This window comes from Rhodanobacter sp. A1T4 (assembly GCF_014207185.1).
GTDB lineage: Bacteria > Pseudomonadota > Gammaproteobacteria > Xanthomonadales > Rhodanobacteraceae > Rhodanobacter.
Map to the genome: position 1 here is coordinate 194,012 of NZ_JACHCP010000008.1, position 12,791 is coordinate 206,802.

7 protein-coding genes and 1 pseudogene are annotated in these 12,791 nt (G+C 59.6%); 5 read left to right on the plus strand and 3 right to left on the minus strand.

The features are described from left to right. Positions 1 to 261 precede the first annotated feature (261 nt). Positions 262 to 1,296, minus strand: a complete 1,035-nt coding sequence (locus tag HDE80_RS16955; RefSeq protein WP_221437673.1) for an AraC family transcriptional regulator — start codon at positions 1,294 to 1,296, stop codon at positions 262 to 264. A gap of 148 nt (positions 1,297 to 1,444) precedes the next feature. Between HDE80_RS16955 and HDE80_RS16960 the strand changes: the two genes are divergently transcribed. Then, positions 1,445 to 2,386: an NmrA family NAD(P)-binding protein gene (locus tag HDE80_RS16960; RefSeq protein WP_184672878.1), complete on the plus strand. Its 942-nt coding sequence runs from the start codon at positions 1,445 to 1,447 to the stop codon at positions 2,384 to 2,386. A 253-nt stretch (positions 2,387 to 2,639) separates the two neighbouring features. Here the strand turns inward: HDE80_RS16960 and HDE80_RS16965 are convergent. Beyond that, a pseudogene (locus HDE80_RS16965) lies at positions 2,640 to 3,109 on the minus strand (IS3 family transposase); the annotation flags it as partial. A gap of 212 nt (positions 3,110 to 3,321) precedes the next feature. On the opposite strand from HDE80_RS16965, the gene HDE80_RS16970 reads away from it, so the two are divergent. Both HDE80_RS16970 and HDE80_RS16975 read left to right on the plus strand, forming a co-directional pair. Next, positions 3,322 to 4,311 carry an alpha/beta hydrolase gene (locus tag HDE80_RS16970; protein ID WP_184672880.1) on the plus strand — a complete coding sequence of 330 codons (990 nt, stop codon included), beginning with the start codon at positions 3,322 to 3,324 and terminating at the stop codon, positions 4,309 to 4,311. Positions 4,312 to 4,555: 244 nt separating this feature from the next. After that, the gene (locus HDE80_RS16975) at positions 4,556 to 5,281 is read left to right on the plus strand and encodes a hypothetical protein (RefSeq protein WP_184672882.1); all 726 of its coding nucleotides are present in this window, start codon (positions 4,556 to 4,558) and stop codon (positions 5,279 to 5,281) included. Between the two features lie 743 nt (positions 5,282 to 6,024). Here the strand turns inward: HDE80_RS16975 and HDE80_RS16980 are convergent. Beyond that, the gene (locus HDE80_RS16980; protein ID WP_184672884.1) at positions 6,025 to 11,073 is read right to left on the minus strand and encodes a putative Ig domain-containing protein; all 5,049 of its coding nucleotides are present in this window, start codon (positions 11,071 to 11,073) and stop codon (positions 6,025 to 6,027) included. A 571-nt stretch (positions 11,074 to 11,644) separates the two neighbouring features. On the opposite strand from HDE80_RS16980, the gene HDE80_RS16985 reads away from it, so the two are divergent. Then, positions 11,645 to 12,178: a tail fiber protein gene (locus tag HDE80_RS16985; protein WP_184604370.1), complete on the plus strand. Its 534-nt coding sequence runs from the start codon at positions 11,645 to 11,647 to the stop codon at positions 12,176 to 12,178. A gap of 37 nt (positions 12,179 to 12,215) precedes the next feature. Continuing rightward, a complete protein-coding gene (locus HDE80_RS16990) occupies positions 12,216 to 12,746 on the plus strand; it encodes a tail fiber protein (protein ID WP_184604372.1) in 531 nt (176 codons plus the stop codon). Positions 12,747 to 12,791: the final 45 nt, after the last annotated feature.

Consider the following 12,791-nt stretch of genomic DNA (forward strand, 5'->3'; position numbering starts at 1 on the left):
TATCCCCGTAGCTGTCTTCAGTGACGACTACCCAAACGCGATACTTTAATCGCGTGTTGCGGATACTCGAAGACCTTGGCCGGATCGAGGCGAATAATTTTAGTTCGGATTGGCGAAAGATCGTATCGCTCGACTTTGGCTTCGATCTTTCCTACGGATTGGGACCACGCTTGAAGCTCGTCAAAGACCCTGAGTTGAGTAGCGCTGAGTCGAGAGAGTTTGTAAGCGATCTTGATCAGGTCCTGCAGTCTCCCGCTAGGATTATGAGGAAACAGAACCGGCCAAAGCAGAGGCTCGGGTATGGCAATACTGACGCGGAGAACAGCCCATCTCCCGCTTGAAGGCAAAGCTGAACGCGCTGTCGGATTCGTAACCGAGAGAAAGCGCGATGACTGAGACAGTATCGTGCGAGTTCATGAGCCGATCGCCTGCGAGGAGCATCCGCCACCGAGTCAGGTACCCCATGACTGAGACTCCCACCTTCTCCTTAAAGCGCAGCGCGAAGGCTGACCGCGACATGCCGGCCCGCCCGGCGAGTTCGTGCAAGGTCCAGCGATAGCCAGGGCGCTCGTGCATTGCCGTCATGGCTATAAACAACTGCTGATCAGCGAGCGCAAAGAGCCAGCCGACTCTTTCCGTTTCTTTCTGTGTCACATGCAGCCGGAGCAACTCGATCAGCATCATCTGCGCGAGGTACTCGCCGAGGAGCACACCTCCCGGCTGCGGGTTCTGCAACACTGCAATCATGCGTTCCAAATACCACTGCATGACGGCACGGTCCGCATGACTCCGGATATGTAAAAGAGACGGAAGCAAACCCAGCAGGGTGCTCGCGTGTTCTGTGGCAAACGTAAAGAAAGCTGTGAGACCCAGGCATGCCCCACCGCCTTGCCACGAAACAATGCCCCCATTCAGTGGCTCAGTAACGACAGATCGGACGTCGACTGGGGTGACCGCGAGATCGCTTCCGAGGCGGAATGCCGGCCCGTGCGGTAACGCCACAAAATCTCCCGCTTCCAGCCGCACAGCCTCATCGACACCTTCGATTGAAAGCCAGCAGTGGCCTGAGACCAGCGCAAAGCACAAGAAGCAATTGCTTCGCTCGAGCTGGAAGGACCAATCTCCTCCCGCGTCGATTCCGCCGGACATGTAGCTGCGCGGCTTGAGGAGCGAGAGCACGTCAGAGAGAGGGTCAGCCCCGACGCTGGACGATCTCGATATATTTGAGGACTGCATCTCATAGATTGTATCGTCAGGTCCTCCTAATATGATGCGAAGAAGACCTGCGATATGCATGTCTTTGTGACCGGCGCTACAGGATTCTTTGGATTTGCGATCGTTAAAGAGCCTATTCCGGCCGCCCACCTGATGACTGGCTTAGCGCGCTCTGAGGCCCTGGGAAGTGACTCGGATGAGAGTTGGGTTCTGATTAGGGATGGGTCTTATGGAAACAAGAATAGTCACGGTGGTGGGAGCTTCGGGAACCCTGGGGTCGGAGATCGTTCGGGCCTTGCTTGAAAAAGGTGCCCGGGTCAGGGCCATGGTTCGGGCCACCAGCAACCGCACCAAACTCGAATCCCTCGGGGTGACGGAATTTGTGGTGGCCGACCTTATGGACGCCACTTCGCTACAGCGGGCTCTGACAGCCGAACCCCGGGCCGAGGCTGTGGTTACCAGCGCCGCGGGCTTCACCACCCATTCGGCCCGCACTAAGGGAGACAACTCACGGACGGACACCGAGGGGTATCGGAATCTGGTGGACGCGGCCAAGAATGCGGGCGTGCCTCGCGTAATCCTGATCTCGATTCTCGAATGCGACAAGGCTCCCGATGTGCCTCATTTCTCTCAAAAGTTCGTGACCGAGAAATACCTGGCCGAGAAACGCCAGCCGTACCTCGCCCTGCGCGCCGGGGCCTTCCTTGACCGAGCCCAGGACGTCGTGGCCCTAAAGGTTCGCAAAGGAGTCTTCCCTGACATTGTCCCTGGCGTCGCCCTCGACATGATCTACTCTCCGGATCTCGCTCGATACGCGGCCGAGGCCGCCCTCGACCTGCCAGCCTCGGCCCTGAACCAGAGCGTGGATATACGCTGTAATGTTCCCGCCACCGGACCAATGGTAGCTGCGGCCTTCACCCGGGTCTTGGGCCGACAGGTGGTCGCCAAACCCGTCTTTCCACCCCTCTTTGTCGGCATATTGCCGCTGGTGGCCTGGTTCGTCCCGCGCCTCCAGGACCAGGTCGCCGTGCTGGCGTGGATCCGAAGGGGAGGCTATGTAAGCCACGAGAGCCAAAAGCAGAAGGACCTCTTCGGCGAACTGCCGACCATCGAGGACTCGGTGGCCCGCTACTGCCGGGACAAGGGTCTAATCAAGCCAACAGCCTCCTGAATGTTTCAGTGCGTGCTGCACATTGAAGGTCATCGAGATCAACGGAAACGGGTGCCGTACTGCAGTACAAACTGTTGATGGATAACACGCCGCGAAAGAGACGTCGAGTTTTTGAAAGCACGGTTTAGCATTTTGAATGGCTCGTCACGCGATATTCCCTTGCGTCAGCCCAAAATCAAAACTGGTCATTTCGAAGTGACCTAAGGATGACGAAATAAGCGAGATCGAAACTTATTCCTGGAGTTACCAGGATTTAGTGGACGCGTGATCGGCCGCTTCGGTGTGCCGCTTCGAACTCAATTCGGACTAACGCCACCGAGATAGCTATGGCGGCGTGTCGGGTTGTAGAAGCCTTCGATGTATTCGGTTACGTCCAGAACAGCAGTCTCTCGGTCAGCATAGATGCGCTTCTTAATACGTTCCTTTTTCAGGCTGCTGAAGAAAGACTCTGCCACTGCGTTGTCCCAGCAGTTTCCTCGCCTGCTCATGCTTGGTTCGAGATGGTGACTCTTGCAGAAGCGCCGCCAAGCGTCGCTCCCGTACTGAGTTCCTTGATCCGAGTGTATGCGGCCGTCGGCTTCGAACGGCTTTCATAAGAGCTTCCAGAACCAGTTCCCGGTGGATCGTCGGCTTGGCTGCCCAGCCGACGATTTTGCGGGAAAAGAGATCGATGACCACTGCTAGATACAACCAGCCCTGCCAAAGCCAAGAAAAGCTGGTAACTCCAGATCCACAAAGTACATGTATTCGGAGAGGGGAGTTCGGCCACGCGAGTGTCAAAAAGTACATCCGCGTTCCTCGGCAGACATTCGAGGTCGCGCCGCTAATGGTTGGCAACGCCGCACTTATCCGGCGCCTAAAATTCAGCCTTGGCAAGGCAGCAACCATAGGCAGAACAGCACCTATGCCATCCATCATTGAAAGGAGCACCATTCATGATTGAGCAGAAACTACCGTCGTCCGCTTCGTCCCCCGCTAGAGTCGTCGACACGTTGCCGGTGTCCCTACCCGAAACGTCGCTAGCCGGCTTCGAACATCGTTACGAGACAGTTGGCGGAACGAGGCTTCACTACGTGGAGGGTGGGCAAAGCGATGGCGACATCGTGGTGCTCCTTGCCGGCTTCCCCGAAAGCTGGTTCGCCTGGCGCAAAGTAATCCCGCAGCTCGCTCCGAACTTCAAAGTTATCGCTATCGATTTGCCCGGACAAGGAGATTCCGATCGTCCACTAGACGGATACGATACCCAGACGTTAGCCATAAAAGTGCATGGTCTGCTTGAGCAGTTGAACATCAAGCGCTACTTCATGGCCGCTCACGACGTGGGCGCGTGGGTAGCTTATCCCTACGCGATGCTTTTTAGTGACGAGGTTGAACGACTGGCTTTGTTTGATGCAGGTATTCCAGGTGTCACCCTTCCCGATGCATTACCGATCGCGCCGGACCGTGCATGGCGTACCTGGCATTTCGCATTCCACGCAATTCCTGATCTTCCAGAGCTTTTGATAGCTGGCCATGAACGCGAATACTTAGATTGGTTTTTGCGCCGAAAGACAGCCAATCCAGCGACGTTCTCAGACGGCGACATCGAAGAATATCTACGCATCTTTAAAAAGGATGGCGGTCTGAGGGCGGGGCTTGCTTACTATCGATCGGCTGCCCAGTCCGCAATACAGAATAAGGCATTGTCCGGCAAAGGAAAATTAAAAGCTCCGCTTCTCGCTGTTGGTTCGGACCAAGGATCGATTGCGGACATGGCATCCCCATTACGGGCTTATGCGGATGATGTGCGTGGATTAATCATTGCCAACTGTGGCCATTTCTTGCCAGAAGAGCAGCCGAAAGCAGTCGCAGAAGAACTCATCGCCTTCTTTAGTGAGAAGCCGCACGACACCCGCGCAGTAGTTGACACCGTCGACCAGCGATAGCAGACTCGATGTCAAGGAGCGTAGAAACTCCTCTAAGAGCGGTACCCACCTCCGACAAACCGGTGGGTTTTTTGTGCCTGCGTGTGTTGTAGGCGCAACCGACGAGATGCCTGCGTCGGGAGGGCGGCTAATACAACACCCGCAAGGGGAATACGCCCGCCGACTCTTAGCGGTTTCTAACCTCCCGACTTCCCGTCCGGCGTAACGCTGTGGATGGGCACTTCTACGGAATGAGGAGGCGGCCATGTCAACGTTCGATTCGGATGATCGGGAAACGGTGGGCTATTTTCTGCCGGAGGACAGCCAGCTCCGGCTGCAGAAGCTGCGCGAGTACGCCAAGTTCCTCTCGCATATCGCGCAACCGCGCACGCCGGACGTGCAGCAGGAATGGATCCCCGCGATCCATGTGGGGCAGGTGGCGATCTGCCTCGAATTGCTGGCGGAGCAAGTGGGTCTCGTGCTGAACGACCTTTCGTTTCCGGCCTACTGGCGCGAAAGCGAGTCAGCGCCTGCGGCCGACGTCGCTGCGACGCGTGACGCCGCAGAGGTGATGCCCAACGACGCGAGTGCGTGCTACACCTTCGGCATGACCCTCGATCAGGTCGATATGCTCAACCAGCTGATCGCCATGATTACCGCTCATGGCGATGTAGTGAACGCCAGCCATGAAGCCGAGCTGGCCGACCACACGCTGTCGCTACTGGGGCATGCCATCTTCAACGACGCGCGCGCCGTGCGCGAAATCATCCGCCAGGTGGAATCGCAGCAGCTCAACCCGCGCAATTCGCAACCCGGCGTAAGCGAAGAGCAGGGCGTCTACCACGTCGCGCGAAAACGCTCTCGGGTTCACTGGGTAAAGAATGCAATCGCGAGTCAGATGCCGGTGTTGCCAAGGAGCGCGCCGTTCGGATCGAAGGCGTATAGTTTGGGGAGCTCGCTGCAACGGCGAGCTATGCGATGTACTCATTAACTTACGGGAAGAACGTTATGAAAATCGTTTCATCGTCTGCCGTGTTATCAGTGATCGTCGGTCTCGCTGCATTGGGCATGAGTGGATATAGCGGCGGAGCTCAAGCTCGAGCTCAAATACTGCCTCCACCCAGCGTGTGTGTCTTGTTATATCAAAGTTGTATTAAAGATGGTGGTACCCGGGCGGAGTGTGCACCGCTGCTCGTGGGCTGCAGTCCTTAGTACTCAGTACTTTGTTCGACAACCTTCGTAGAAACTCAATCCACAAATAGAGCACCAAGTCTCTCCGTGCCGAGCGCAGAGAGACGCTTGGAAATTTGCAGGAATTCGTGGATAAACGAAGGGAATTGAAAGATGGTGGAGCAGAGGGTATGAGGATCAAACTGACCGCCTCCTAAATCTTGAACCGGCCTACGGTAGAGAGTAGCCCCCTCAAATGTCCGCTTCCACTCAGAGCGGACACTAGTAGGTTTCAAGTAATGGCTCGAACTCGAAGAGCATGTGCTCTGGAATGTCCAGACGTCCGTCTTCGTAGGCGCAGGTGAAGATTGTTTTGTCCACCACATGGGCCAAGAACAAAACTGGCCCCGGTACGTTTTTCTACCTGTCGCCAAACCTGCAGCAGCTCATTGTGGGCGCGACATGGGAGCAAGAGACACGTTCCTGTCGTGTACCCTTGGAAGATCGTAGCAGCGGGGCGAGTCACGCCGCGTTTGCAGTAGTAGCTTGACTCGCGTCCGTTCCCTACGGATCGAACTTCTTCTCCACTCCTAGCAGGATCGACTGGTTGTCCTTGCTCGTGTTGTCCAGGTAGTTCTCATACTCGGCACGGAACGTCCAGCCTTGAACGGTCTGCAGGCCTATGCCGGCACCAAGCAACGTGTGGTTGCGTGACTGATTGAGCAAGGTCGCCTGATATAGCGGTCCGCTCAGCAGATCGGCATAGCGCATCGTGGCTTCACTCGATCCTTGCATGTCATGACCGAACTCCGCGCGCAGCTGTGGAGCCCATACACCGTAGTCGCTCTTGACCGACCACTGCGCCAGCACACCAAGAGTACCTGTGCTGGTCTTGACCGTCTGCCGCTGATACGCGAGCGAATAGGTCGCGTCGCCGTGCTCGGTGTAGGCGTCGAGATTCGCGTGGGCCAGGTCCAGCCGCCCATAAGGCGTGAACAGCAGGCCGTCGTCGGTATGGTGTTCGTAACCGACCGAAAACGATCCGAACCATTGCTTGCCATCGCGATTGCCGAACACGGTGTTGCTGTCATCGGTGACATAGCGACGCGCATCGAACGACAGCCACTGATAGCCGAGCAATGCATCGGTGTATAGCGCCTCCGTCGGACGGAAGCTGGCGTAGATCGCCCCGTTGTAGCTGTTGACGGTACTTCGGCTGTCGTGCTGACCGACGTCCGAATCGTCGTGGCCATAGCCGGCGCCTACGCCGACCGCCAGTCGTTCGGTCACCTGTTTATCCGCACCCACGCTCAAACCCTGCGTCGTGAAGTCGACGCCGTTGTCGCTGGTGCCCGGCTGGGTCTTACCGAAGTTCACGGCACCGCCGGTCCAGATCGAGAAACCACCCAGCGTGGTGCCGCCGCCGCTCGGTCCCATCAGCGGACTGGTCGACGTCGGCGCGTCCGGCGAGACCAGGAAACGGGTCGTTCCGTTCTGGGTATCGTTGTTCAGATCGCTCATCGCGTCGGGGCGGCGCATGCTGTCCGCCGAGCTCGCGGTGATGCCGTTGCTGAAGCCACCGCCACCACTGCCGCTGTGCAGTGCTTCCAGACGACGCTGGAAGTTGCTGATCTGCCCGATCGCCATGCGACGTGTGGCATCCGCCTGGGCATCGAGCACGCCGAGCACTTCAGCGTTCTTCGATGGATCACTGCGCAAGGTCACGTTGACGGTCACCGTACCCGGCGCAGAAGTGGCATACGCGTTGGCGAGCGTATAACGCAGCACCGCGGCACCACCGAACGTCGGTGCGGCCGTGTACGAGAGCATGTAGCCCGTGCCACTGGCTTTGATCGTTGCCGAACCGGCGTTAGCCGGCGAAATCGATACCAGCGTCGCCGCCGTAAACGGACCGCCGTGCGCGCTGGCGGTGAGATCAATCTGCACCGTCGAGCCGGCGGTCGTCGTGGCCCCGAGCGTGGGTGCGACCGGCACCGCATTGATCGTCACGGTGACATGCGCCGGCTTGGAGGCACCGAAAGGGTTAGACAGCGTGTAGTCGAAACCGACCGTGCCAGATGCATCGGCCGCTGCGATGTAGACCAGATCGGTGCCTTGGACGACCACCGTGCCGGAGGGCGGTTGTGTGGTGATCGCTGCGGCAGTGAAGGGTCCATTCGCGGCCCCTGTGGTGGCGTGCAACGTGACCGACTTGCCAGCGAGCACCGTGGCGGACTGCGCAGTAGCCACCGGCACGGCACCGGCAACGACCGTGATGCTTTCCGTCGCCGGCGCGGACGTGCCACCTGAGCCCGTCGCGGTGTACTTGAACGCATCGGCGCCGAAGTAGTTCGATGCCGGTGTGTAGACGATGCTCAGCCCGTTGACCGTCGCCGTGCCGTGCGCCGGTTGCTGTGTCACGGCGGCGCTGGTAATCGGCCCACCTGCGCTCGTCACCGGGATCGTCACGGCGGTGTTGGCGTTGGTGCTGGCGGCGCCGTTAGAAACAATCGGCACCTGCTGTCCGATCACAATGGTGTAAGCCTGAGCGCCCGCAAAGTTGAATTTGTCGGTGGCCGTTACGGTGACGTTGAACGAACCGGCGGTCGTCGGCGTACCGGACACCACGCCAGCTGGACTGAGTATTAACCCGGCAGGCATCGAACCCGAGGTGACTGCATAGGAGTATGGGGCTGATCCGCCGGAAGCCGACAAGGTGGCCTGTGTGTAAGCAACCGCCACTTTGCCTTGCGGCAAGGTCGTAGGCGTCAGCGTGAGGCTCGGCGCATTCACCGTAAGCGTGTAGTTGCGGCTTGCCGAGAACGGCGCACCGGTGCCGGTACTACTGTCGTGGGCGGTGACGCTGACGACGAAGGTACCGGCCACGGTTGGTGTGCCGGCGAACGCACCCGTTGCGGGATCCAGGCTCAGGCCGGCCGGCAGCGCGCCGCTGCTGATGGAATACGTGTACGGCGCGGTGCCGCCAGTGGCGCTGAGGCTTTGCGAATAAGCCACCTCGGCGGTCGCCACTGGCAATGTCGCCGGGTTCAACGTCACGGTCGGCACGGCGATGGTCACCGTATAGCTTTGCTGGCCGGAACTGCCATTCGCATCGGTGGCGCGCGCGGTTACGTTGAAGCTTCCGGCTGCCGTCGGCGTACCGCTGAGCGTGCCGCTGCCGCTCAGGTTCAGGCCAGCGGGTAATGTGCCGCTGATGATCGAGTAGGTGTACGGCGCAATGCCGCCACTGGCCGTGAGCTGGGTCGATGTGTAGGCCGTACCGACACCACCGGACGGAAGCGTCGCGGGAGCGAGCACGATGGTGGGTGCGGCGACTGTCACCGTGTAGTTGTTGGTCTTGGAGAACGGACCGCTACCGGTGCTGCTATCGGTCATCGTGATCGAGACGGGGAAACTGCCCGGCTGGGTCGGCGTGCCCGACAACGTCGCCGTGGCTGGATTCCAGCTCAGACCGTTCGGCAGCGTGCCGCTCAGCACGAACGTGTACGGTGCGGTGCCGCCGCTGCCGGCGAAACTCTGCGAGTAAGCGTTGCCATATGGCGCATTGAGCGTGCCGGCCGCCGGCGTGAAGTTCAGCGTCGGCGTATTCACCACCAGTGAATACGTGGCGCTGCCGATATTTGTGTTGGCATCCGTCGCGGTCACGGTGAAGTTGGCCGTACCGCCCGCCGTAGGCGTACCGGACAGTGCGCCGCTGCTATTAAGCTGCAATCCAGCCGGCAGATTGCCGCTGGTGACTGCAAACGTATAGGGCGCCGTGCCGCCGGTTGCACCGACGCTCTGACTGTAGGCCGTACCGATCGTAGCCGCGGCTACGTTGGCGGGTGTCAACGTGATGGTCGGCGCACTTACCGTCATCGCGTAACTGCGGGTGCCTTGGTAGGTACCGTTGCGGGTGGAGTCGGTGGCGGCGACCGTGAAATTGAAGGTGCCGCCAGCGCTCGGCGATCCGCTCAGGGTTCCATCGGTGCCCAGCTGCAGGCCGGGCGGCAGAGCGCCGCTGGCCACGCTGAAGGTATACGGTGCTGTGCCGCCTTGTGCGGCGAGCGGCTGCGAATACGTCACATGCAGGGTCGCCGTGGGCACGGTCGCCGGCGTGATGGTGATCGTCGGCGCGGCGACGTTCGGCGAATAGGTACGCGTCGCGGTCGTGCCGGCGGCGTCGGTGACCTGGACCGTGAAAGTCGCGACACCGGTGGCGGTGGGCGTACCCGAGAGCGTGTTGCCGAGCAACGAAATCCCCGGCGGCGGGTTGCCACTGCTGATCGCAAACGTATAGGGCGGGTTGCCGCCGCTGGCTGCCAGCGTCTGGCTGTAGGCCACGCCGGCGACCGGATTGGGCAAGCTGGCCGGAGTGATGGTCGGCACGCCCGGATTGATCGTCAGTGTGTAGCTGCGATTGCCCGAATAATGCGTGCCGCCGCTGCTGTCCGTGGCGGTGACGGTGAAGTTGAAATTGCCATAGACAGTCGGCGTGCCGCTGAGCGCGCCGGTGCTGTTATTTACGGTCACGCCGGTGGGAAGCGAGCCGGCGGACACCGCGTAAGTGTAAGGTAGGGTGCCGCCACTCGCGGTGATGGTTGCGCTATAGGCTGCTCCTTGCGTGCCGGCTGCGAGCGTGGTCGGCGTCAGCACGACAGTCGCCGGTTGCACTGTGCCGCTGTAGGCGAGCGAGCCGGTGCCGCCGCCGCCATCGTGCACGCCGATCGTGAAACTGTAGCTGCCGCCGGCCGTCGGCGTGCCGGACAGCACGCCGGTCGTGGTGGGCAGGCTCAGGCCGGCCGGCAAGGTACCCGCGCTGATGCTGAAGGTATAGGGCGATACGCCTGAGCCGCCGCTGGGTGTGATCGTCTGGTTCACGGGCACGCCAACGGTCAGCGTGCCCAGCGTGGACGGGCTCAGCGTGATCGGCGGCACCGCGTTGACGGTCAGCGATGCGGTCACCGTGCCGGAGAAAGTAGAGAGGCCGGTGGTGCTGTCTTGTACCGTGAATTTAAAGCTGGTCGTACCGACCGCAGTGGGCGTGCCGGTGATCAGGCCGCTGCTGGAGAGGCTGAGGCCGGCGGGCAGACCTGACACCAGCGCGTAATTCGAATAAGGTGGGGTGCCGCCACTGATCTGCAGTTGATAGCTATAGGGAATATTCACCGTTGCCGCAGGCGGCGGTGCTGCTGTCAACACCGGTTCGGCGATGGTGAACGAGTAGTTCTTGTTGCCAGTGAAAGCGGTCGGCGTGGTCGAATCGGTCACGACTACCGCGATCACGAACGAGCCGGTGCCGGTAGGCGTGCCGGAGATGGTGTTGGTATTGAAGGTCAGCCCGGGCGGCAACCCAGTGGCCGAAAAAGTGTAAGGTGCCTCGCCGCCGCTGGCGCTCAGGGTCTCACTGTAAGACTGGCCGATCACCGGCGTAGGCAGCGATGCCGGCGAAACCGTCAGCGGTGAGGTGGCCGGCAAGACGGTAACGTTGAAGACGATCTGACCGTTTTGGTCGTCGTATACGGTGAAGGTATCGCTAAGCGCACCACCACCATCGTTAGTGTAGTTGACTACGCTTTTGTTGCCGCTAATGGGCGACTTTGTGAAAGTCACTATTCCATGAGACGGACTTACGGCAATGCCATCCAATCCAAATACACTGCAACCGCCGAGGTCCGTCGAGGAAGTGCTGCCGGAGGCTACGGTTACGGTCTGTGGCGACGGACATTCCCCGGCGCGCGCCAAGCCCGGCCACAGCGGGCCACCGGCAAGCAGCAAGAGCAGCGCTAAACGCGTCAGCAAACCGGATAGATGATGTCCGCTCGTCTTCGAGCGAAGTTGGGAGAACCTGCCTGCACGCGCCATGGCGCGCTCAAACAAACGATTCAACATATTGGCCCCGGTTCCCTGTTTTCTACAGCGTTTGACATCATTGCAATGTCACTGCAGTAACGAGTCCGGGAGACCTTGGTAGTCGAGCGCTCCCTGCCTCGACCCGCGACAAGCCTTCCAGCTTTCGTTATTCCCCAGTCTATTGAAGCAGGGAATTGGCACAAATAACAGTGCCTGTAAATATTTACGAAACTTGCTTTTTACGCAAGAAAAAATGTCCTTGTAAGTGCGACAAGCCTGGAGCACATTTAGCGCCGCGCCGGGGAAGCGCATCCTACAGGGGGGAATATCAATGGCTCAGGTCTATCTCGGGCAAATTATGCTCGCGGGGTTCGGTTTAGTGCCTCGCGGCTTTGCGGCCTGCAACGGGCAACTATTGCCCATTAGTCAAAATCAGGCACTGTTCTCATTGCTGGGAACGCAATATGGCGGCGATGGCCGAACCACCTTCGCATTGCCCAATCTGCAGGGGCGAACGCCGGTAGGCGCGGGGAGTTCCGTCGATCCCGCCTGGCAGCCTACGCCGTATGTGCAGGGCGAGCTTGGCGGCGTCGAAACGGTCACGCTGCTGTCGCCAAATCTTCCGCCGCATACACATACAGCGCTCGGCTCGACCAATGCCGGCGCGGTCAAGAATCCAACGAACGCGTTGTACGCCGGTAGCGGATCGGAATCGATCTATGCGCCGTCCTCGGGACCGCAGGTACCGCTGAACGGCCAGACGATCGGGCTCACGGGTGGCAATACGCCACACGCGAACATGCAGCCTTATTGCGTACTTAATTTCAATATCGCGTTGAACGGCATTTTCCCGTCGCGTAATTGACACGTTTCCGCATCCAAGTTCGCACTGGAGCCAAACCATGAGCACGCCTTATCTCGGAGAAATCCGGCTGTTCGCTTTCCCACGTATTCCAAGCGGCTGGTTTGCCTGCGATGGCAGCCTCAAGCCCATTGCGGAATACGAGGCGCTTTACACCTTGCTGGGAACCACTTTTGGTGGTGACGGCATTAATACGTTCGCCGTTCCCGATCTGCGCGGGCGGCTTCCGATAGATATGGGAAGGGGGGCTGGTCTGACACCACGCGCTCTCGGCGAATCCAGCGGTACTGAGAACGTGACGCTGCTATCGCCTAATCTACCGTCACACAGTCATACCTTTATGGCGACGACCTCGCTGGGTACGACGAACGCGCTGTCGAGCAGCGTTGAGTTGGGTACGGTCAGCGGCGATCTCATGTATGCCAAAGACCTCACTGGCGCTCATGCATACGGCATGTCTCCCACGGCAATCAGCGCAACCGGTGGCAACCTGCCGCACGACAATACGATGCCGACGTTGACCGCATCGTTCTGTATTGCCTGGGCCGGCATTTACCCGTCGCAGGGTTGAATCGAACACATGGATCGAACCGCCGCGATGCTAAAATCTTGAGGA